Origin of the sequence: Mesorhizobium sp. LCM 4576 (assembly GCF_001854815.1) — a bacterium.
GTDB classification, from domain to species: domain Bacteria; phylum Pseudomonadota; class Alphaproteobacteria; order Rhizobiales; family Rhizobiaceae; genus Mesorhizobium; species Mesorhizobium plurifarium.
Window position 1 is genome coordinate 65,488 of record NZ_MDDT01000039.1, and the last position, 19,627, is coordinate 85,114.

Consider the following 19,627-nt stretch of genomic DNA (forward strand, 5'->3'; position numbering starts at 1 on the left):
CTGCATGAAGCCGATAGTGCTTGCCGCTGTCTTCTCGATTGCCTTGCCCGGCGCCGCGTTTGCCGGGCCGGCGTCCAACGCCGTGAAGTTCTTCTATGTGCCGGCAGTGAAGTTCGAGGCGGACGCCAAATACCGTGACCGTTTCACCGAGCCGGTCACGAAGCTGTTCGAGGCCAACGACAAGGCGCAGAAGGAGAAGCCCGACGAGGTGTCCTGCATCGACTTCGACCCGGGCCTCGATGCCCAGGATTTCGACCAGAAGACCCTGTCGAAGACGCTGAAGCTCACCGAGACCGTCAATGGCGACATCGCCGAGGTGACGGCAAGCTTCAATCTTTTCCCGGAAGGCGATGACTCCAAACGCGAAATGGTGTGGTCGCTGAAGAAAGTGGACGGCAAGTGGAAGATCGCCGACATCAGCTCCAAGACCAACGACTGGAAACTCAGCGCGCTGGAATGCGGCGCCTCGACGGAGTGATGCCGTGCTTCGCCGCTTTCTCCTCGCGCTGGCGAGCTTGTCGATGCTGGCCGCGGGGCTGAACGGCGGCGCCTCTGCGCAGGGGCTCTTCGGCGCGCCGCCGCCAAAAGCCTCATCCGGCGACAATACCTCGCCGCCCGCGGTCGACACGGCGCCGCCCGCAGCCACCGCGCCGGAAAGCAAGCCGGACGAACCGGCGCCTGTCGCCCCTGTTCTGCCCGGGTCGCCTACGGCGGTGGTGAAGCCCTTCTACGAGCATCTCGGGCTGGAGCTCGATCCCGCTCAGCGCAAGAACTTCGTCGATCCGGCGAAGACGGTTCTCGACAAGAGTGATGCGCTGCGCGCCTCGGGGCAGGGCGAATGCCTCGATCCCAATATGGCGCTCGACAATGCCGACTATGACAAGCTCGCCATCGACCGCAGTCTGCGCACCATCGAGGCCGTCAATGGCGACCAGGCCAAGGTGGTCGTGGCCTTCGTCGTCGAGGGCCACCAGCACCGCCTGGAATGGAAGCTGAGGAAGGTCGGCGGCGGCTGGAAGGTCTCCGACCTTCTGTCGGTCACCGGCGAATGGGCGCTCAGCCAGTACCAATGCGAATGATGGTGGTTAACTCAGCCTCTTCCGCGATAGGGCGCAACGCCGGTGTCGGGCAGCCAGGCGTCCTTGGGCGGCGCGCCGGTCTGCCAGAAGACGTCGATCGGAATGCCGCCGCGCGGGAACCAGTAGCCGCCGACGCGCAGCCAGAGCGGTTTCGTAGCCTCGACAATACGGCGGCCGATCATCACGGTGCACTCCYCGTGGAAGGCGCCGTGGTTGCGGAACGAGGTCATGAACAGTTTCAGCGACTTCGATTCCACCAGCGTCTTGTCCGGCGCATAGTCGATGACGATGTGGGCGAAGTCGGGCTGGCCGGTGACCGGGCACAGCGAGGTGAATTCGGGACAGGTGAAGCGCACGATCGCCGGCGGGCCGTCGCCGCGCTGGAACGGCACGGTCTCCAGGACCGCCTGTTCGGGGCTCTGTGGCGTCTCGACGTGCTTGCCGAGCTGGGTGAGGTTCTTGGCGTCAGTCATAAGCGGCTCCTTGCCGCAACCCAATTTGGGGCGGCTTCGTTGGGCGCTCCTTAACATGAATGAAATGGCAGGAAGAAGATGACCAGCAACGACCCGCTTCTCCAACCTTACCAGCTCAAGCACCTGACGCTGAAGAACCGGGTGATGTCGACCAGTCATGAGCCAGCCTATTCCGAGGACGGCATGCCGAAGGAGCGCTACCGGCTCTACCATGCCGAGAAGGCCAAGGGCGGCATGGCGCTGACCATGACGGCGGGTTCGGCCATCGTCTCGCGCGACAGCCCGGCCGCCTTCGGCAATCTGCATGTCTATGACGACCGCATCGTGCCGTGGCTCGCCGAGCTGGCGGATGCCTGCCACGAGCATGACTGCAAGGTGATGATCCAGATCACCCATCTCGGCCGCCGCACCGGCTGGAACAAGGCCGACTGGCTGCCGGTGCTGTCGGCCTCGCCGGTGCGCGAGCCGGCGCACCGCGCCTTCCCGAAGACCATCGAGGAGTGGGACATCGAGCGCATCGTCGCCGATTATGCTTCGGCCGCGCAGCGCTGCCAGGCGGCCGGCCTCGACGGCATCGAGTTCGAATCCTACGGGCACCTGATGGACGGCTTCTGGTCGCCTTTGACCAACCATCGCGACGACGAGTTCGGCGGCTCGCTCGACAATAGGCTGCGCTTCACCGACATGGTGCTCGACGCCGTGCGCGCCGCCGTCGGCGACAAATTCGTCGTCGGTATCCGCATGGTCGCCGACGAGGATTTCGAAAAAGGTCTGTCGAAGGAGGAGGGCGTCGAGATCGCCCGGCGCCTCGCCAATTCCGGCAAGGTCGATTTCCTCAACATCATCCGCGRCACGATCGAGACCGATGCGTCGTTGACCAAGGTCATCCCGGTGACCGGCATGCGGTCCTCGCCGCATCTCGATTTCGCCGGCGAGGTGAGGGCGGCGACCAAGTTCCCGACCTTCCACGCGGCGCGCATTTCCGACGTCGCCACCGCCCGCCACGCCATCGCCACCGGCAAGCTCGACATGGTCGGCATGACGCGCGCCCACATCGCCGACCCGCACATCATCCGCAAAGTGATGGAAGGCCGCGAGCACGAGATCCGGCCTTGCGTCGGCGCCACCTATTGCCTCGACCGTATTTATGAAGGCGGCGAGGCGCTGTGCGTCCACAACGCCGCGACCGGGCGCGAAGCGACGGTTCCGCACATCATCGCGAAGAGCGAAGGACCGAAGAAGAAAGTCGTGGTGGTGGGCGCCGGCGCCGGCGGCCTGGAAGCCGCACGCGTCGCCGCCGAGCGCGGCCATCAGGTGACGGTGCTCGAAGCCTCCAGCCAAGCCGGCGGCCAGGTTCGGCTCGCCACCCAGAATCCGCGCCGCAAGGAGCTGATCGGCATCGTCGACTGGCGGCTGGCCGAGCTCGACCGCCTTGGCGTCGAGATCCGCTACGACACCTGGGCCGAGAAGGACGACGTGCTGGYGTTGGCGCCGGATGTGGTGATCGTGGCGACCGGCGRCATGCCGCAGAACCCGCCGCTGACGGAAGGCGACAATCTCGTCACCTCGAGCTGGGACATCATGGCCGGCAGCGTCAAGCCGRCCGAGAACGTCCTGCTCTACGACGACAATGGCGGCCATCAGGGCATGGGCGCCGCCGAACTCATCGCCAACAGCGGCTCGAAGCTGGAACTGGTCTCGCCGGAGCGCTTCTTCGCGCCGGAAATAGGCGGCATGAATCACGTGCCCTATATGCGCGCCTTCCACGAAAAGGGCGTCACTGTAACCATCAACACCCGCCTGCGTTCAGTGCGGCGCGAGGGCAACCAGCTCGTCGCCGAGCTCGCTTCGGATTTTGCCGACGGTTGGCGCGGCGAGCGGCGCGTCGACCAGGTGGTGGTCGAGCATGGCACCGCGCCGCTCGACGACCTCTACCTTGCGCTGAAGCCACTGTCGAAGAATGGCGGCGCGGTCGACTATGAGCGGCTGGTGAACGGCGGCGACATCTTCCCGGCGCGCAATGCCGAAGGCGGTTTCGTGCTGTTTCGCATCGGCGACGCGGTCGCTTCGCGCAACATCCACGCCGCTATCTAWGACGGCATCCGGTTCGGCATCAGGATATGACCGGGCAAGGCGCGATCGGAAGAGATCATGCCCGAACAAAAAGACGCGCAACGGACCTTTGCAAGGAGAGCCACCTGCCGCTCTGGTCCGTTGCGCGCCGCGCCCGGTCGGATTCGCCGGCCGTGCGATGTCAAAATAGCTTGGCGGTCGCCATACAGAACACGGTGATGACCAGCAGCCCGCCGGCGATGCGTTCGCCTCTGGTCATTTTTGCCCGCAGCTCAGTCTGCGTCGCTTGATCGGCGCCGGCCAGCTGCCTGCTGGCGGAGGCCACAAGCGCGCCCTGCACCCCGGCGGCGATCAGCGCCGTCAAAATGCCCAGCGCCAGCACCTTCTCCATCGGGCCGAACGCGCCTTCATGGAAGAAATACCAGAGCAGTATGCYGGTCAGGAAAACCAGGCCGGAGGCGCCAAGCTGCGGCCGGATGAAGCGTTCCGCCTTGATCTCCGGGTCGCGGGCGACAGCGATGGTCGTGCCGGCCCAGAACACGCCGGCCATGACGTGCAGGCCGATGGTGACGATGTAGACATATTGCATGACCGCATTCCTCTCTGCCACCCGCCGCGCCGCAGCCATACCGCGACGCCATCAATAAGACAAAGTTAGATATCTAACGATTAGATGTCAATGCACGGAGCCGAGTTCCACCTTGCCATTGCATGCTCTACTGTCACGTCATGACACCGTTTGACCGCCCGCCCGTCGGCATGAATCTCGCCCGCACCTCGAAAGTGGTGGCCCAGGCTTTCGATGCCGCCATGGCCGAAGCCGGCGGCACGCTGCCGGTCTGGCTGACCTTGCTGTCGGTCAAGTCGAAGGAACTCGCRAACCAGCGGGAGCTTGCCGGCATGATCGGCATCCAGGGCRCGACKCTCACCCATCACCTCAACGCCATGGAGGCGCAGGGGTTGCTGACGCGCCGCCGCGATCCGGAAAACCGCAGGGTCCATCAGGTGGCGCTGACCGAGGCCGGCGAAGTGTTGTTCGAGAAGCTGCGCCTCGCGGCGGTCGCCTTCGACAAGCGGCTGCGGGCCGGTATTCCCGATGACAGGCTGRCCGAATTCGCCGAGATGCTGGCGATGCTGAGGGCGAATGCCGAGGGGCCTCAGTCGTAACCTGCTATCGCTCCGAAGGCGTAGTGGCGAAGCCTGAGCGCCGCGATCAGCGCCGTCAATTTCGCCTTGCCGTCGAAGGTGTCCTGGAACATCTCGTCATGCATGAGCAGGATCAGCTTGTTCGGCCTGGCGAAATGGCTGTAGGCGAACAGATGGTCGATCTCGCTGACCAGATGGTCGACGCTCTGCACCGGCTTGCCGCTGTCCTCATGGACCCATTCGTGGTCCCAGCCATAAAGCCAGAAGCCCGAGGCMGCGACGAATTCGTAATCCGGATCCTCGCGACCGGCCTCGGCCAGCCCCAGCGAATTGTCGTCCTTTGAGTAATTGGGCAGCCGGAACACGTCGCGCCCCGGCAGCCGCGCATGCACGGCCGGCTTGAGGCCCAGCACGGCATTGGCCCTCAGCATGTCGGCGACCACGCCCTCGGTATTGCCGTAGAAATGCCGGTAGTGATTGTAGGCATGGCTGTAGCTGTGGTTGCCGATCGTCACCAGCGGCATGGATTTCGCCCGCTGCAGCAGCACCCGGTTGGCGGCATTCGCCTCGGCATGCATGCCGACCATGAACAAAGTCGCCGGCACCTGCTCGGCCTGCAGCACGTCGAGGATGTTGCTGGTGCCGTTCAGCGGACCGTCGTCGAACGTGAGGTAGATGGTGCGATCGGCGGCCAAAGCCGGCGACACAACCAACAATAGCAGCGGCAGCGCAAGACGAAGCGGTATCCRCAAAAACTGCTTGCGATCATGGCAAGACACTATTGCAGCGTGGGTCTTATCGAGCATGACTGGATGCCGAGATGCGTTGAGATTCAGGTCAGGCCGAGTCGAAAATGGTGGTTTCCGAGAACCGGAGCGGAGCGTACTTAAAGTACGTGAGCGCCGGAAGCGCAGGAAGCCRCCATTTGCAGGCCGGCCTCACCTGAATATCGGCGCATCTCAGGCCAGGCTGCCTTGCAGCACTTTCAGCTTCGCCTTCTTCGGGCTGCGCGCGGTCAGCCATTCGCGGGCCTTGTCCTGCGGCATCGGGAAGGCGATCGAATAGCCCTGCACCTGGTCGCAGCCGATCGCCATCAGCGAGTCGAGCTCCGCCTCGGTCTCGGCGCCCTCGGCGACGATCGAAATGCCCAAGCCCCGGGCTAGTTCGGTGATGGCGCGCACGATCTTGGAGTTGTCGCCATTCTCGTTGATGTTCTGGACGAAGCGGCGGTCGATCTTCAGCCGGTCGATCTCGTTCGGGTTCACGTGGCTGAGCGAGGCGTAGCCGGTGCCGAAATCGTCGAGCTCGAGATGCACGCCGGCGGCGCGGATGTGGCGGAGCTTTGCGGCGATGCCGGTCTTCTCGTCGTCGAGGATGACGGATTCGACGATCTCCAGCGCCAGCTTTTGCGGTGGCAGTCCCGCGCGCTCCAGCGTGCCGAACAGGAAGGTGTCGAAATCCGCCTCGCGCAACTCGGTGCCCGAAACATTGACGGCGATGCGCCCGAAATCGATGCCGGCGCGGTTCCATTCAGCGGCTTCCTCGATCGCCTTGCTGATGACGATGCGGCCGATATCCGGCATGAAGCCGCATTTCTCGGCGACGGGAATGAACTCGCCGGGCGAGATCATGCCGCGCGTCTCGTGCCTCCAGCGCACCAACGCCTCGATGCCGCTGATCTTGCCGCTGGTCAGCGACACCTGCGGCTGGAAATAGACCTCGAAGCTCCTGTTGGCGATCGCCGTGCGGATGTCCTGTTCGAGCTGCTTGCGATAGTCGAGCTCGCGGCGCAGCTCCTCGGAGAAGAAGGAGAAGTTGCCGCCGCCGAGCTTCTTGGCGGAATAGAGCGCCAGGTCGGCATGGACGAGCAGGTCCTGCGCGTTGTCGGCGTCGACCGGATAGACCGCGATGCCGGCGCTGGCGCCCGGCATGATGGTCGTGCCCTGGAAAGTGATCGGCTCGTTGATCTCGCCGAGGATGCGCTTGGCGAGCGCATGGATGTCCTCGGTGGTGCCGGCGCCGTTGAGGATCATGACGAACTCGTCGCCGCCGAGCCGGGCGCAGAGGTCCGACGCCCGGCAGGAATCGCGCATGCGTTGCGCCGTCACCACCAGCACATAGTCACCGGCGGCATGGCCAAGCGTATCGTTGATCTGCTTGAAACGATCGAGGTCGAATTGGATCACCGCCAGACGCTCGCGGCGGCGGTGCGCGCCCTTGATCAACGTGTCGAAATGGTCGGTGAGGAAGGTGCGGTTGTGAAGCCCCGTCAGCCCGTCATGCACGGCGATGAAAGCCATCGAGTTGCGCGCGTCGACCAACTCACGCGTCTTGCGCAGGATGGCGTTGGACATCGGCCGGAAGATGAACAGCGCCACCAGCACGATGACGCCGAGGGTGGCGAAAAACAACGTGCGGTGCAGGTCGAGGATGTTGCTGGATTTTTGGTCGGCGAAGGCGCTGATGCGCTGGCCGAGAGCGGCATAGCCGGACATGGTCGCGTTGGCGACGGAAGCGTCGAGGCCGACGCGGTCGCCGTCGCCCTTGTAGCCGTCGCTCTGCATGCCGAGTTGCGACGCGAAGGACGACACCAGCCTGTCGCCATTGGCGACGAGGCCGACCGAGAAGTAGTCTAGGTGGAACGGCTTGCTGAACAGCACATATTCGATCGACTTCGGATCGTTGCGTGCCGGCGAGAGCGGATCGGCGCCGGTCTCCTTGAGCAGCCGATCGTAATTGGTCTCGAACTCGCCGGTCGCCTGCTTGAGCGCGGTGACCAGCGCCGGCTGCTTGTCGCGCGAGGCGGCACCCGTGGCGCTGGCCAGGAAGACGATGCGCTGCGAGAGCGCCTTCTGCATCGAGACGATGTCGAGCAGCGCATGATTGTGCTGCTGCTGCGCCATCAATTGCTGCAGAAGGACGAAGGAGGCGATCACCATGGCGGCGATGATAGTCAGCGCCAGCCAGTAGCCGGTCTTGATGAGCAGGATCAGCTTGCGCGAAAGGCTCTGCACTGGCTGCTGCGACATAACTTAAGTGACCCCTCCGGTCGACGGATTCCTGCCCTGGATACGGCGGGAAAACGCTTGCCTGGAAAGAGTTAACGGGTCGGCAAGGGATGCCTGCGGCCGTCATGGCGGCTTGGCAAAGCTCGCAAGATGGTTATCACGTCCTTTCCCGCTTACCCCATTTTTGATCCTATTGCCGCAGCGCCATGGCAAAAGGATTGCGATCGGGCTTTCGCGACGCCACCGAAGCGGTCGCTTTTGCGATGGATTTTTTGCAGCCGTGGCGCGACAGTCCGGCCTCGAAGCGAACAGGGCCGGACCATGAGCAAAGCATTCCTTTCCCATATCGACAGCGAGCTCCAAGGCCTGAAATCGGCCGGGCTCTACAAATCCGAGCGGGTGATTTCCTCCGTGCAGTCCGCCGAGATCGAGGTGGGCGGGCAGAAGGTGYTGAACTTTTGCGCCAACAACTATCTCGGCCTCGCCGACAGCCCGGACCTGCGCGACGCGGCAAAGCAAGCGCTCGACCGCTACGGCTACGGCATGGCCTCGGTGCGCTTCATCTGCGGCACGCAGGAGGAGCACAAGGAGCTCGAGGCGACGATCTCGTCCTTCCTCGGCATGGAGGACACCATCCTGTACTCTTCCTGCTTCGACGCCAATGGCGGCTTGTTCGAGACGCTGCTCGGCGAAGAGGACGCAATCATCTCCGACGCGCTGAACCATGCTTCGATCATCGACGGCGTGCGGCTCTCCAAGGCCAAGCGTTTCCGCTACGCCAACAACGACATGGCTGATCTCGAAGCTCGCCTGAAGGAGGCGAAGGATTGCCGCTTCCGGCTGATCGCCACCGACGGCGTCTTCTCGATGGACGGCATCATTGCCAACCTCAAGGGTCTCTGCGACCTTGCCGAAAAATACGATGCCATGGTCATGGTCGACGACAGCCACGCGGTCGGGTTCGTCGGCAGGAACGGCCGCGGCTCGGCCGAGCATTGCGGCGTCGAGGGCAGGGTGGATATCATCACCGGCACGCTCGGCAAGGCGCTGGGCGGCGCCTCGGGCGGCTACACCTCGGGCAAAAGCCAGGTGGTCGACTGGCTGCGCCAGCGCTCGCGGCCCTATCTCTTCTCCAACACGCTGATGCCGGCGATCGCCGGCGCCTCGATCAAGGTGTTCGACCTGATCCGCCATGGCGATGCGCTGCGCCAGCGCCTATATGCCAATGCGGACCGGTYCCGGTCTCAAATGGGCAAGCTGGGCTTCACGCTCGCCGGCGCCGATCATCCGATCATCCCGGTGATGCTGGGCGATGCCGCCCTGGCGCAGGAGATGGCGCAGCGCATGCTGAAGCGCGGCATCTACGTCATCGGTTTCTCCTTCCCCGTGGTCCCGAAGGGCCAGGCGCGCATCCGCACGCAGATGTCGGCCGCCCATTCCAGCGCCGACATCGACCGCGCGGTCGAGGCGTTCGGCGCGGTCGGGCGTGAACTTGGTATAGTTGGATGAATTTGCAGATGTCTTCGCTCTACGGCGCCCCCCTCTGTCCTGCCGGACATCTCCCCCACAAGGTGGGAGATCAGCAGCTTCGGTGCCGGCGCCTTCCTTCGATGTTGGAAATTGGCGAAGGCCGTCGTGACGGCCAATCCCCCCCAAGTGGGGGAGATGTCCGGCAGGACAGAGGGGGGCGCGAAGGAACGCAAGCCTCCAACCCATTGGGAGATCCTGATGTCGAACATGATGAAGGCGCTGGTGAAGGCCAAGGCCGAGCCGGGCATCTGGATGGAAGAGGTGCCGGTGCCGGAGATCGGCCCTAACGACGTGCTGATCAAGGTCAGGAAGACCRCGATCTGCGGCACCGACGTCCATATCTACAATTGGGATCAGTGGGCGCAGAAGACCGTGCCGGTGCCGATGGTGACCGGCCACGAATTCGTCGGCACGGTTGCCGATTACGGCGCGGCGGTCACCGAATACAAGGTCGGCCAGCGCGTTTCCGGCGAGGGCCATATCGTCTGCGGCCATTGCCGCAACTGCCGCGCCGGGCGAGGGCATCTCTGCCGCAACACGCTCGGCGTCGGCGTCAACCGCCCCGGCGCCTTCGGCGAGTACATGGCGATCCCGCAGCACAATGTCGTGCCGATCCCCGACGACGTGCCGGACGAGATCGCCGCCATCTTCGATCCATTGGGCAATGCCGTGCATACGGCATTGTCCTTCGACCTGGTCGGCGAGGACGTGCTGGTCACCGGCGCCGGCCCGATCGGCATCATGGGCGCGCTGGTGGCGCAATGCGTCGGCGCGCGCAAGGTCGTCATTACCGACATCAACCCGGTCCGCTTGGATCTGGCGCGGAAACTCGGCGTCCAGCATGTCGTCGACGCTTCGAAGGAAAAGCTGCGTGACGTCATGCCGTCGATCGGCATGAACGAAGGGTTCGACGTCGGGCTGGAAATGTCGGGCGCCGCGCCAGCCTTCCGCGACATGATCGACACCATGAACAATGGCGGCAAGATCGCCATTTTGGGCATCGCCCCGACCGGCTTCGAGATCGACTGGAACAAGGTCATCTTCAAGATGCTGCATCTCAAAGGCATCTACGGCCGCGAGATGTTCGAGACCTGGTACAAGATGATCGCGCTGGTGCAGGGGCCGTTGGATGTATCGGGGCTGATCACGCACCGCATTGGGATCGACGATTTTCAGGTTGGCTTCGACGCGATGCGGAGCGGCAGTTCGGGCAAGGTGGTGATGGATTGGTAGGTGCTTCGACGCAGACGCCGAGTTCCTTCGCCCCCTCTCTGTCCTGCCGGACATCTCCCCCTCAAGGGGGGAGATCAGCCGTTACGACCGCCTTCGCTAATAGCAGACGTTGCAAGACGAGCGCCGTCCCCGCAGCTGCCAATCTCCCCCCAAGAGGGGGAGATGTCCGGCAGGACAGAGAGGGGGGCTCGCGCCAGCCTATCAGCTTTTTTCTTCCAGAGCTTTCTCCAGCGCAGCCACGCCTTCCACGATCGCCATCCGCTCATCCGCGCTCAGCTTCCCCAGCAGCTCCCTTTCAAACGCCTTAGCGAGCGGCACCATCTCGCGATAGGTGGCGAGCCCCGCTTTAGTCAGCGCCAGGTGTTCGACACGCCGATCATTCTCGTCCGGCGTGCGCACCAGCCAGCGCCGTCGCTCCAGTTCGGCCACAGCCCTCGACACCTTGGTCTTGTGCATAGCCGACTGCTCGCCGAGTTCCGTCGCCGTCATCATGCCGTGCTGGCCGAGGCCTGACAGCGTTCRCCATTCCGGGCGCGTCAGGCCGTGGCGGTCCTTGTAGATGCGCGAAAACTCGCGGCTGACGGTGTCGGCCAACCGGTAGAGCCGGTAGGGCAGGAAGCTTTCCAGCTCGAGGATATCTGGTTCCATGAAGCGCTCCCGGGATGCAGCGCGGCCGTTGATAGTTACATTTTCGATGGTTACAAATGAAACCAGTTTGGTCAACATCGCCGGCAGGCCGCGTCTCGGGACGCTTGCAAGCCGAGATCAGGGAGGATCGGATGGGKTTTTCCTACATGCCGGGCTTCGGCAACGATTTCGAGACAGAGACGCTACCCGGCTCGCTGCCGCAGGGTCGCAACTCGCCGCAGCGGCCGGCCTATGGGCTCTATGCCGAGCAGCTTTCGGGCTCGCCCTTCACCGCGCCGCGCGGCACCAACGAGCGTTCCTGGCTCTACCGTATCCGCCCGAGCGTAAAGCACACCGGCCGCTTCAAGGGCACGAGCTACCCCTTGTGGAAGACAGGCCCCAACATCGGCGACCACGAGCTGGCGCTCGGCCAATACCGCTGGAACCCGACGCCGATGCCCACGGAGCCGACCGACTTCATTTCCGGCATGCGTACCTTCACCACCGCCGGTGACGCGGTCGGCCAGTCCGGCATGGCCGCGCATGTCTATGTGGCCAATCGCTCGATGGTGGATGACCACTTCTTCAACGCCGACGGCGAGTTGCTGGTCGTGCCGCAGGTTGGCGCGCTGCGCTTCGTCACCGAGATGGGCGTCATCGAGCTTCGCCCCGGCGAGATCGCCGTGCTGCCGCRCGGCCTCGTCTTCAAGGTCGAGCTCGCCGACAAGGAAGCGCGCGGCTATGTCTGCGAGAATTACGGCGCGAAATTCACCATGCCGGACCGCGGACCGATCGGCGCCAACTGCCTGGCCAATCCGCGCGACTTCAAGACGCCCTGCGCCTGGTTCGAGGAGAAGGAGACGCCGTGCCGGTTGATCGTAAAATGGTGCGGCACCTTCCATGTCACCGAGCTCGGCCATTCACCGCTCGACGTCGTCGCGTGGCACGGCAACTATGCGCCCTACAAATATGATCTCGCGACGTTTTCTCCGGTCGGCGCCATCCTGTTCGACCATCCCGACCCGTCTATTTTCACCGTGCTGACGRCGCCGAGCGGCGAGGAGGGCACGGCCAATGTCGATTTCGTCATCTTCCCGCCGCGCTGGCTGGTGGCGGAAAACACCTTTCGGCCGCCTTGGTACCACCGCAACATCATGAGCGAGTTCATGGGCCTGATCCACGGCCAGTACGACGCCAAGGAGGAAGGTTTCGTCCCCGGCGGCATCAGCCTGCACAACCAGATGCTGGCGCATGGACCGGACGCTTCCGGCTTCGAGAAGGCGACACGGGCCGAGCTGAAGCCGGTCAAGCTCGACAACACCATGGCCTTCATGTTCGAGACGCGCTTTCCCCAGATGCTGACCCGCTATGCCGCCGAACTCGGCACCTTGCAGGAGAACTACATCGACTGCTGGGCCGACCTGAAGAAGYGTTTCAACGGCACCCCGGAAGGCGATTGGTCTTGAGCGCCGAAGCAGCGGACCGACTCGTCCTGCTCGGCTCCAAGGGTGGTCCGGCGTTGCGGCCGGGTGGTCCATGGCYGAGCTCGTCGCTGCTGGAACTCGGTGGGCGGAACATCGTCGTCGATTGCGGGCTCGGCGTCACGCGCGGCCTGGTCGATGCCGGCATCAGCCTCAAGGCGCTCGACCTGGTCTTTATAACGCATCTCCATTCGGACCACGTTCTGGAACTCGGGCCGCTGATCCACACGGCCTGGACAGCGGGGCTGGCAACGCCGGTGACCGTTTTCGGTCCGCCCGGCACCGGCCGTTACTGGCAACAGTTCTGCCAGGCGATGGCGTTCGACATCGAGATCCGCATCGTCGACGAAGGCAGGCCGGACATTCGCGACCTGATCAAGGTCGAGGAATTCGCCGAGGGGGCGGTTCTGAACGAGCGGGGTCTGACGGTGACGACGTTGCGTGTCGACCATCCGCCGGTGACCGACTGCTTTGCGCTGCGTTTCGARCATGGCGGCAGGAGCGTGGTGTTCTCCGCCGACACGGCCTTTTTCCCGCCGCTGGCCGGGTTTGCGCGGGGCGCCGACATCCTCGTCCATGAAGCCATGCTCGCGGAAGGCGTGGAAAGGCTGGTCGCCAGGACTGGCAATGGGGCGCGGCTGCGTGAGCACCTCTTCGCCAGCCATAGTCTGGCCGAAGAGGCGGGCCGTATCGCCAGCGATGCCGACATGCGGCGGTTGGTCCTCAACCATCTCATTCCGGCCGACGATCCCGCCATCGGTGAAGCCGACTGGACCGATGCTGTGAGGAAAACATGGTCCGGTGACTTGACGATCGCCCGCGACGGCCTTGTTGTACAGCTAAGCGGCGGCGAGGCCGCGTCTGGAGAGGAAACCGCATGAAGCTTGCCACCTTGAAGAACGGGACCCGCGACGGGAAGCTGGTCGTGGTCTCGCGCGATCTGACGCGGTTCACGGACGCTTCCTTTCTGGTGCCGACGCTGCAGGCAGCGCTCGACGATTGGCGCCGCATCGCGCCGCACCTGGCGGCCATGGCGGAATCGCTCGAGACCAACGCAGTGCCTTCGGCGCGCTTCCATGAGCACGACGCCCATTCGCCGCTGCCGCGCGCCTATYAATGGGCGGATGGTTCGGCTTACGTGAACCATGTTGAACTGGTGCGAAAGGCGCGCGGCGCCGAGATGCCTGCAAGCTTCTGGACCGACCCGCTGATCTACCAGGGCGGCTCGGACTCCTTCATTGCGCCGCGCGATCCGATCCGCATGGCGGATGAGAGCTTCGGCATCGACATGGAGGCGGAAGTCGCCGTCATCGTCGACGACGTGCCTATGGGCGCCTGGCTGGAGGAGGCGAGGGAGGCGATCCGCCTCGTCATGCTGGTCAACGACGTCACGCTGCGCGCCATCACCGGGCCGGAGCTTGCCAAAGGCTTCGGTTTCTTCCAGTCGAAACCGTCTTCGGCTTTCTCGCCGGTCGCGGTCACGCCCGACGAGCTGGGCGATGCCTGGGATGGCGGCAAGGTCAATCTCGCGCTGCTCGTCGACCTCAACGGCAAGCCCTTCGGCCGCGCCAATGCCGGCGTCGACATGACCTTCGACTTCCCGGCGCTGATCACGCATGCCGCGAAGACGCGGCCGCTCGCCGCCGGCACCATCATCGGCTCCGGAACCGTCTCCAACAAGCTCGATGGCGGCCCGGGCAAGCCGGTCTCGGCGGGCGGYGCCGGCTATTCCTGCATCGCCGAGCTGCGCATGATCGAGACCATCGWGAGCGGCGAGCCGAAGACGCCCTTCCTGCGTTTCGGTGACACTGTGCGCATCGAGATGAAGGACAAGGCCGGCCATTCGATCTTCGGCGCCATCGAGCAGAAGGTCGAGAAATACGAGGGGGAGGAAGGAAGCTGAAGAGTGACCCTGCTCGACCATCTGCGCCGCATGGCGCGCAACAATCTGTGGTCGAACGACCGGCTCTACCGTGCCGTGCTGGCGATGCAGCCCRGCGAGTTCGATGCCAAGCGCACCAGCTTCTTCCCGTCGATCAAGGAGACGTTCAACCACATCCTCGCGGTCGACCGTCTCTATCTCGATTTCCTGACCGATGGCGGCCTAGGCGCCGCAGCCTATGACGACTACGTGCCGTTCGACCATGCGGCGAGYCTTGCCGAGGCGCAGGCGGATTTCGACCGCAAGCTGATCGCCTTCTGCGACGGCCTGTCGGAGGCCGATCTCGACCGGCGCGTCATCACCGACCGGCGCGAGGACGGCAAGATCCCCGAACGCATCGGCGATATCCTCGCGCATGTCTTCCTGCACGACATCCATCATCGCGGCCAGGTGCACGCGATGCTCTCCGRCACTTCCGTCGCGCCGCCGCAGCTCGACGAATTCCTACTCGACTACGACCAGAAGCTCAGAAAGGATGAAGTCGAGCGACTGGGTTTGTGAACAAGACGACCGGCTTGAAAAATTATTGTAGTTACGAAAATTATTGACTTAATTATTGTAGGTACATAAATTCAATGAAGATCGTTTGGGATGAGCCGAAGCGGCTGGCCAACATTGAGAAGCACGGGTTGGATTTTGCGGCGTTGGATGAGGAGTTCTTCCTTGCGTCGACGATCCGAGCGGCCAAAGCTGGTCGGTTCATGGCGATTGGTCGGATGGTCGGCGGCGTGGTTGCAGTGGTCTTTGCCCGGCTTGGCTCCGAAGGCATCTCGATTATTTCGATGCGACCGGCCAACCAGACGGAAAGGAGATTGTTCGATGGCGAAAGCTAAGCTGAACATCAGGAAGCCTGACAAGGAGTTCAAGGCAGGCAAGGGCTTTACGAAAGAGGATTGGGACGCCGTTTCGGACAATCCGGAGTGGACCGACGAGGACTTTCGAAACGCTCGCCCCTTTAACGAGGTCTTCCCCGACCTTGCCGAGAGCATTCGCCGCTCGCGCGGCCGGCCGGCGCTCGACAATCCGAAGAAACAGGTGACGCTGCGGCTGGACAGCGACGTGATTGCCCGCTTCCGCGACGGCGGACCCGGCTGGCAGAGCCGGATCAACGATATCCTGCGCAAAGCCGTCGGCCTTCAAAAGTAGCTCCAAGCATCACTGGATCGACGCCAAATGGGCGCGGCGCGCCGCCTATATTGGCCGGGTGAGATTAAGCGGCTGGCGCTCGATGATCAGACCAAGGCAACGTCGTAGGCCGAGAAATGCCGACCCGCGGTGACCAGAGTCAGGCCTTCAATCTGAGCCTGCGCGATAAGCAGGCGGTCAAAAGGATCGCGATGATGGAACGGCAAGTGTTCAAGCCTTGCCGCATGCAGTTCATTCACCCCGAGGATTGGAATTCCATTCGATTGCAGAATGTCGACGATGTTGCCGGTGAGGGTGATTTTGCCGAGCGACCTCTTGATGGCAATCTCGGCCACTGAGATGGCGCTGACGGTCACATCCTTGCCCGCCAGAAAAATGTCGCGATGGTGATCCGAAAGACGTGAGTCCGCGTTGAGCACCCAAAGCAGAATATGCGTATCGACCAGGTATCTGGGGCTCATTTAGTATACTCGTCCCATTCGGGACCGAGTTCATCAAAATCGTCCGCTATCCAGATTTGGCCCTTCAGCGCTCCAAACAGGCCTTTGCTTCCGCCAGGCCGGACGGGAGCGCTCAAGGTTGCGACAACCTCTCCATGCTTTGTCAGATGGATCTTTTCGCCGGCCTGCGCACGTTTCACCAACTCGGAAAGCTGCGCCTTCGCCTTCGCCATAGGAATATTCATAGTCGGCCTCTTATGACCAGAATTTAGGTCATAAGAGGTCGAACCGCAACCCCGCTCTAAGCCGCCTTGCCGTCCAGCTTGATCACCCCGCGCTTGATCTGGTCCTGCTCGATCGACTCGAACAGCGCGCGGAAATTGCCTTCGCCAAAACCTTCGTCGCCCTTCCTCTGGATGAACTCGAAGAAGATCGGCCCGATGACGGTCTTGGAGAAGATCTGCAGCAGGATCTTGGTCATGCCGCCGTCGACCACGCCTTCRCCGTCGATGAGGATGCCGTGCTTCTTCATGCGTTCGATCGGCTCGTCATGGCCGTGCACGCGCTCATGCGACATCTCGTAATAGGTGTCGGGCGGACCGGGCATGAACTTCAGCCCGTTGGCGGCGAGCTTGTCCGTGGCCTCGTAGATGGCGTCGGTGCCGACCGCGATGTGCTGGATGCCCTCGCCATTGTACTTCTTCAGATACTCGGCGATCTGGCTGGTCTCGTCCTTGGATTCGTTCAGTGGAATGCGGATCTTGCCGCAGGGTGAGGTGATGGCGCGGCTGACAAGGCCGGTGATCTTGCCGTCGATGTCGAAGAAATGGATCTGCTTGAAGCCGAACAGGTCGCGGTAGAAGTCCCACCATTTGTCCATGTTGCCGCGATAGACATTGTGGGTGAGGTGGTCGAGGAAGTAGAAGCCGACGCCTTCGGGCTTCGGATTGCGCCCATCCAGCCATTCGAACTCGGAATCATAGGCCGAGCCCTTCTCGCCATAGGTCTCGATGAAATAGATGAGCGAGCCGCCGATGCCGACAATCGCCGGCACGCCGAGCGCCTTGTCGGTGCCCTCGTAGGGCGTCGCACCCTTCGACACGGCATGGTCGAAGGCGTGCTTGGCATCGACCACGCGCCATGCCATCGAGGCGGCGCAGGGGCCGTGCTTCTCGACGAACTTCATTGCATGCGAGCCTGGCTCGGCATTGACGACATAGTTGATGTCGCCCTGGCGCCAGACGGTGATGTCCTTCGAGCGATGCTTGGCCACCGCGACATAGCCCATGCGGGTGAACAGCTCGGCGAGYTTTGCCGGCTCCGGATGCGCGAACTCGACGAATTCGAAGCYGTCGGTGCCGGCGGGGTTCTGCTTGCTGATCTTGGCGGGTGGGGCGTCGTGCGGGAAGGGGCCCATGGCAGTCCTCCGAAAGCTGTTTTGGCCGGGCTTGACCATCTTCACCATGATAGCCCGACACCTCCGCACGGTGCTTGCATTCAACCGCTTGAAATGCGCATCATGCGCGCAAACCGTGCATAAATGGAGAAAAATTCATGGATGATGCGCGCCTCGATCAATTCGACCGCAAGATAATGGCGCTTTTGCAGGACGATGCGCGATTCACCAACAACGATTTGGCGGAGCGCGTGAACCTGTCGCCCTCGCAATGCTCGCGCCGCCGTCTGCGGCTGGAGGAGGACGGCTATATCAAGGGCTATCGCGCGGTGCTCGACCGCGACCGTCTGGGCTTTTCGCTGGTCAACGTCATCTCGGTGACCTTGGCCACCCACAACCGGGACAATGCCCGCCGCTTCGGCGAACTGGTGGCTCGCCTGCCCGAGGTGCAGGAGGCGCACGCCTTAACGGGAGAGATGGATTACATCCTGAAGGTCGTGACGCCCGACCTCAAATCACTGTCGGAGTTCGTCAACGGCGTGCTCCTGCCGCATGAATCCGTGCAGCACGTGAAGACGGCGATCGTGCTGGAAACACTCAAGGAAACCGGTGCGCTGCCTATTTAGCCGCGCTGCTGCTGGATCAGCCCGTAAAGGTTGGTGCAGCGCGCGCCTGAACGGCAATAAGCGAACACCGGCCCTTCGAGCTCGTCCAGCGCGGCAGCCTGGTCCTCGACATTGTCCATGGTGATCTGGCCGCTGATCACGGGGATGTAGCGGAAGGCAAGCCCGGCCGCCTCGGCTGCGGCCTGAATGCTTCCGGCCGAAGGCTGGCCGGGCTGCTCCTCGTCCGGCCGGTTGCAGATCACGCTTTTGAAGCCGGCGTCCTTGATGGCGGCGATATCCTCGGGCTGGATCTGGCCGGAGACCGAATAGTCGTCGCTGATCTGGCGGTATTCCATGGTGTCGTCCTCGCGATCTCTTTGGCGGCAGTCTTGCCACTCCGGGAGAAGGGCGGCAATCCGCATTAAAGGAATTCCCTGCCAAATAGCGACGACCGATCGAAAAATCCAACCGGGCCGTTTTTCGACCCGGTTGGCTGCCGCGTCGCTCAGCTTCCCAGGATCGCGCCTTTGATCTGCGTGATGTTGTTGTGCATCATGTCGATATAGGTCGAGGCCGGGCCGTCCGATCCCGACAGCGCGTCCGAATAGAGCGTGCCGCCGACCTTGATGCCGGTCTCGCCGGCGATCTGCTCGATCAGCCGCGGATTGGTGATGTTCTCGATGAAGATCGCCGCCGCCTTGTCCTGCTTGATCTGCTCCACGAGCTTGGCGACGTCCGCGGCCGACGGCTCGGAATCGGTCGAGATGCCCTGCGGCGCCAGGAAGGTCAGCCCGTATTCATGCTCGAAATAGCCGAAGGCGTCATGCGAGGTGATGACGACGCGCTTGGCTTGTGGGATCGACTGGATTGCCGCGTTCACTTCGCCTTCCAGCGCATCGAGCTTGGTAGTGTAGGCGGCGGCGTTGGCCTTGTAGCTGTCGCAGCCCTCGGCGTCGGCCGCGCAGAACGCCTCGGCGATATTCTTCACATAGATCTTGGCATTGGCGATCGATTGGAAGGCGTGCGGGTCGGTGACGGTCTTGCCGCCGCTGGTGTCGGCCCCTTCGGCCGCGTCCGCGTCGGCGAATTCCGGCTTGAAGTCGATCGGCGTCACGCCCTTGGTCAGCGTCACGATCGCGGCCTTGGTGGCGCTGGCGTCAACCAGGCGCTGCAGGAAGCCTTCGAAATGCAAGCCGTTGACCAGCACGACGTCGGCGCCTGCCATCGCTACCGCGTCGGCCGGGCTCGGCTCATAGACATGCGCGTCGCCGTCCGGCCCGACGATGGTGGTGATGTTGACCCGGTTGCCGCCGACATTTTTCGCAAAGTCCGCAATCACGGTGAAGCTTGCCACCACTTTCAGCGGTGCCGCGAAAGCGGAGGATGTTGCGAATGCGCTTAATGTTATAACGCTCAACGCCAGCGCGGCACGGAAGGATTTCAGCATT

General features: G+C 63.1%; 23 protein-coding genes. 13 read left to right on the forward strand and 10 right to left on the reverse strand.

Annotated features, from left to right (window positions below):
- Positions 1–4: 4 nt before the first annotated feature.
- Positions 5–478 carry a DUF3828 domain-containing protein gene (locus tag LCM4576_RS21695; protein ID WP_041010426.1) on the forward strand — a complete coding sequence of 158 codons (474 nt, stop codon included), beginning with the start codon at positions 5–7 and terminating at the stop codon, positions 476–478.
- Between the two features lie 4 nt (positions 479–482).
- Positions 483–1,079 (forward strand): hypothetical protein, encoded by a 597-nt coding sequence (locus tag LCM4576_RS21700; protein WP_071034572.1) that lies wholly within the window; start codon positions 483–485, stop codon positions 1,077–1,079.
- A gap of 11 nt (positions 1,080–1,090) precedes the next feature.
- On the opposite strand, the gene queF is transcribed toward LCM4576_RS21700, so the two are convergent.
- Positions 1,091–1,552, reverse strand: coding sequence for a preQ(1) synthase (gene queF / locus LCM4576_RS21705; RefSeq protein WP_071034574.1), 462 nt, complete (start codon positions 1,550–1,552; stop codon positions 1,091–1,093).
- A gap of 78 nt (positions 1,553–1,630) precedes the next feature.
- Here queF and LCM4576_RS21710 point away from each other — a divergent pair, with 78 nt between their 5' ends.
- Positions 1,631–3,676 carry an FAD-dependent oxidoreductase gene (locus tag LCM4576_RS21710; protein WP_071034576.1) on the forward strand — a complete coding sequence of 682 codons (2,046 nt, stop codon included), beginning with the start codon at positions 1,631–1,633 and terminating at the stop codon, positions 3,674–3,676.
- A 130-nt stretch (positions 3,677–3,806) separates the two neighbouring features.
- On the opposite strand, the gene LCM4576_RS21715 is transcribed toward LCM4576_RS21710, so the two are convergent.
- Positions 3,807–4,214 (reverse strand): hypothetical protein, encoded by a 408-nt coding sequence (locus LCM4576_RS21715; protein WP_071034619.1) that lies wholly within the window; start codon positions 4,212–4,214, stop codon positions 3,807–3,809.
- A gap of 140 nt (positions 4,215–4,354) precedes the next feature.
- On the opposite strand from LCM4576_RS21715, the gene LCM4576_RS21720 reads away from it, so the two are divergent.
- The gene (locus LCM4576_RS21720) at positions 4,355–4,792 is read left to right on the forward strand and encodes a MarR family winged helix-turn-helix transcriptional regulator (RefSeq protein ID WP_071034578.1); all 438 of its coding nucleotides are present in this window, start codon (positions 4,355–4,357) and stop codon (positions 4,790–4,792) included.
- On the opposite strand, the gene LCM4576_RS21725 is transcribed toward LCM4576_RS21720, so the two are convergent.
- Positions 4,783–5,523, reverse strand: coding sequence for a polysaccharide deacetylase family protein (locus tag LCM4576_RS21725; protein WP_071034579.1), 741 nt, complete (start codon positions 5,521–5,523; stop codon positions 4,783–4,785). The genes LCM4576_RS21720 and LCM4576_RS21725 overlap by 10 nt on opposite strands.
- Positions 5,524–5,730: 207 nt before the next feature.
- Positions 5,731–7,800, reverse strand: coding sequence for a bifunctional diguanylate cyclase/phosphodiesterase (locus tag LCM4576_RS21730; RefSeq protein WP_071034581.1), 2,070 nt, complete (start codon positions 7,798–7,800; stop codon positions 5,731–5,733).
- A 300-nt stretch (positions 7,801–8,100) separates the two neighbouring features.
- On the opposite strand from LCM4576_RS21730, the gene LCM4576_RS21735 reads away from it, so the two are divergent.
- Together LCM4576_RS21735 and tdh are read left to right on the forward strand one after the other, a co-directional pair.
- Positions 8,101–9,288, forward strand: a complete 1,188-nt coding sequence (locus LCM4576_RS21735) for a glycine C-acetyltransferase (RefSeq protein ID WP_071034582.1) — start codon at positions 8,101–8,103, stop codon at positions 9,286–9,288.
- A gap of 219 nt (positions 9,289–9,507) precedes the next feature.
- On the forward strand, positions 9,508–10,542 hold the full coding sequence (tdh, locus tag LCM4576_RS21740) for an L-threonine 3-dehydrogenase (RefSeq protein WP_071034584.1): 1,035 nt from the start codon (positions 9,508–9,510) through the stop codon (positions 10,540–10,542).
- A 201-nt stretch (positions 10,543–10,743) separates the two neighbouring features.
- Here the strand turns inward: tdh and LCM4576_RS21745 are convergent, their stop codons facing one another.
- Complete coding sequence (locus LCM4576_RS21745) at positions 10,744–11,190, reverse strand: MarR family winged helix-turn-helix transcriptional regulator (RefSeq protein WP_071034586.1); 447 nt, start codon at positions 11,188–11,190, stop codon at positions 10,744–10,746.
- Between the two features lie 131 nt (positions 11,191–11,321).
- Between LCM4576_RS21745 and hmgA the strand changes: the two genes are divergently transcribed.
- The 6 genes from hmgA (at position 11,322) to LCM4576_RS21775 (ending at position 15,738) form a co-directional block, all read left to right on the forward strand.
- Positions 11,322–12,635, forward strand: coding sequence for a homogentisate 1,2-dioxygenase (gene hmgA, locus LCM4576_RS21750; RefSeq protein ID WP_071034588.1), 1,314 nt, complete (start codon positions 11,322–11,324; stop codon positions 12,633–12,635).
- Positions 12,632–13,531, forward strand: a complete 900-nt coding sequence (locus tag LCM4576_RS21755; protein WP_071034590.1) for an MBL fold metallo-hydrolase — start codon at positions 12,632–12,634, stop codon at positions 13,529–13,531. Before hmgA ends, LCM4576_RS21755 begins: the two co-directional genes overlap by 4 nt.
- A complete protein-coding gene (locus tag LCM4576_RS21760) occupies positions 13,528–14,553 on the forward strand; it encodes a fumarylacetoacetate hydrolase family protein (RefSeq protein ID WP_071034592.1) in 1,026 nt (341 codons plus the stop codon). The genes LCM4576_RS21755 and LCM4576_RS21760 overlap by 4 nt, the downstream gene beginning before the upstream one ends.
- A 3-nt stretch (positions 14,554–14,556) precedes the next feature.
- Complete coding sequence (locus LCM4576_RS21765) at positions 14,557–15,093, forward strand: DinB family protein (RefSeq protein ID WP_071034593.1); 537 nt, start codon at positions 14,557–14,559, stop codon at positions 15,091–15,093.
- Between the two features lie 74 nt (positions 15,094–15,167).
- Positions 15,168–15,425 (forward strand): BrnT family toxin, encoded by a 258-nt coding sequence (locus LCM4576_RS21770; RefSeq protein ID WP_040986570.1) that lies wholly within the window; start codon positions 15,168–15,170, stop codon positions 15,423–15,425.
- Positions 15,412–15,738 carry a BrnA antitoxin family protein gene (locus tag LCM4576_RS21775; RefSeq protein WP_071034595.1) on the forward strand — a complete coding sequence of 109 codons (327 nt, stop codon included), beginning with the start codon at positions 15,412–15,414 and terminating at the stop codon, positions 15,736–15,738. The genes LCM4576_RS21770 and LCM4576_RS21775 overlap by 14 nt, the downstream gene beginning before the upstream one ends.
- Before the next feature lie 86 nt (positions 15,739–15,824).
- Here the strand turns inward: LCM4576_RS21775 and LCM4576_RS21780 are convergent, their stop codons facing one another.
- The 3 genes from LCM4576_RS21780 to hppD are packed head-to-tail and all read right to left on the reverse strand — an operon-like array spanning position 15,825 to position 17,595.
- Positions 15,825–16,199, reverse strand: coding sequence for a type II toxin-antitoxin system VapC family toxin (locus LCM4576_RS21780; protein ID WP_071034597.1), 375 nt, complete (start codon positions 16,197–16,199; stop codon positions 15,825–15,827).
- On the reverse strand, positions 16,196–16,423 hold the full coding sequence (locus tag LCM4576_RS21785; RefSeq protein ID WP_040986564.1) for a type II toxin-antitoxin system Phd/YefM family antitoxin: 228 nt from the start codon (positions 16,421–16,423) through the stop codon (positions 16,196–16,198). The genes LCM4576_RS21780 and LCM4576_RS21785 overlap by 4 nt, the downstream gene beginning before the upstream one ends.
- Before the next feature lie 56 nt (positions 16,424–16,479).
- Complete coding sequence (gene hppD / locus LCM4576_RS21790) at positions 16,480–17,595, reverse strand: 4-hydroxyphenylpyruvate dioxygenase (RefSeq protein ID WP_071034620.1); 1,116 nt, start codon at positions 17,593–17,595, stop codon at positions 16,480–16,482.
- Between the two features lie 137 nt (positions 17,596–17,732).
- On the opposite strand from hppD, the gene LCM4576_RS21795 reads away from it, so the two are divergent.
- The gene (locus LCM4576_RS21795) at positions 17,733–18,200 is read left to right on the forward strand and encodes an Lrp/AsnC family transcriptional regulator (RefSeq protein WP_040986687.1); all 468 of its coding nucleotides are present in this window, start codon (positions 17,733–17,735) and stop codon (positions 18,198–18,200) included.
- Here LCM4576_RS21795 and LCM4576_RS21800 read toward each other — a convergent pair.
- Both LCM4576_RS21800 and aztC read right to left on the reverse strand, forming a co-directional pair.
- Complete coding sequence (locus tag LCM4576_RS21800; protein ID WP_040986559.1) at positions 18,197–18,535, reverse strand: TIGR01244 family sulfur transferase; 339 nt, start codon at positions 18,533–18,535, stop codon at positions 18,197–18,199. The two genes, LCM4576_RS21795 and LCM4576_RS21800, sit on opposite strands and share 4 nt — an antisense overlap.
- 149 nt (positions 18,536–18,684) lie before the next feature.
- Positions 18,685–19,626 carry a zinc ABC transporter substrate-binding protein AztC gene (aztC, locus tag LCM4576_RS21805; protein ID WP_071034599.1) on the reverse strand — a complete coding sequence of 314 codons (942 nt, stop codon included), beginning with the start codon at positions 19,624–19,626 and terminating at the stop codon, positions 18,685–18,687.
- Between the last annotated feature and the right edge of the window lies 1 nt (position 19,627).

What these genes read in the sequence shown, in the direction of transcription:
- LCM4576_RS21785 (WP_040986564.1), bottom strand. Translation starts at nt 16,423, where the DNA reads ATGAATATTCCTATGGCGAAGGCGAAGGCGCAGCTTTCCGAGTTGGTG.
- LCM4576_RS21795 (WP_040986687.1), top strand. Translation starts at nt 17,733, where the DNA reads ATGGATGATGCGCGCCTCGATCAATTCGACCGCAAGATAATGGCGCTT.
- LCM4576_RS21780 (WP_071034597.1), bottom strand. Translation starts at nt 16,199, where the DNA reads ATGAGCCCCAGATACCTGGTCGATACGCATATTCTGCTTTGGGTGCTC.
- LCM4576_RS21775 (WP_071034595.1), top strand. Translation starts at nt 15,412, where the DNA reads ATGGCGAAAGCTAAGCTGAACATCAGGAAGCCTGACAAGGAGTTCAAG.
- LCM4576_RS21730 (WP_071034581.1), bottom strand. Translation starts at nt 7,800, where the DNA reads ATGTCGCAGCAGCCAGTGCAGAGCCTTTCGCGCAAGCTGATCCTGCTC.
- LCM4576_RS21770 (WP_040986570.1), top strand. Translation starts at nt 15,168, where the DNA reads ATGAAGATCGTTTGGGATGAGCCGAAGCGGCTGGCCAACATTGAGAAG.
- LCM4576_RS21800 (WP_040986559.1), bottom strand. Translation starts at nt 18,535, where the DNA reads ATGGAATACCGCCAGATCAGCGACGACTATTCGGTCTCCGGCCAGATC.
- aztC (WP_071034599.1), bottom strand. Translation starts at nt 19,626, where the DNA reads ATGCTGAAATCCTTCCGTGCCGCGCTGGCGTTGAGCGTTATAACATTA.
- LCM4576_RS21695 (WP_041010426.1), top strand. Translation starts at nt 5, where the DNA reads ATGAAGCCGATAGTGCTTGCCGCTGTCTTCTCGATTGCCTTGCCCGGC.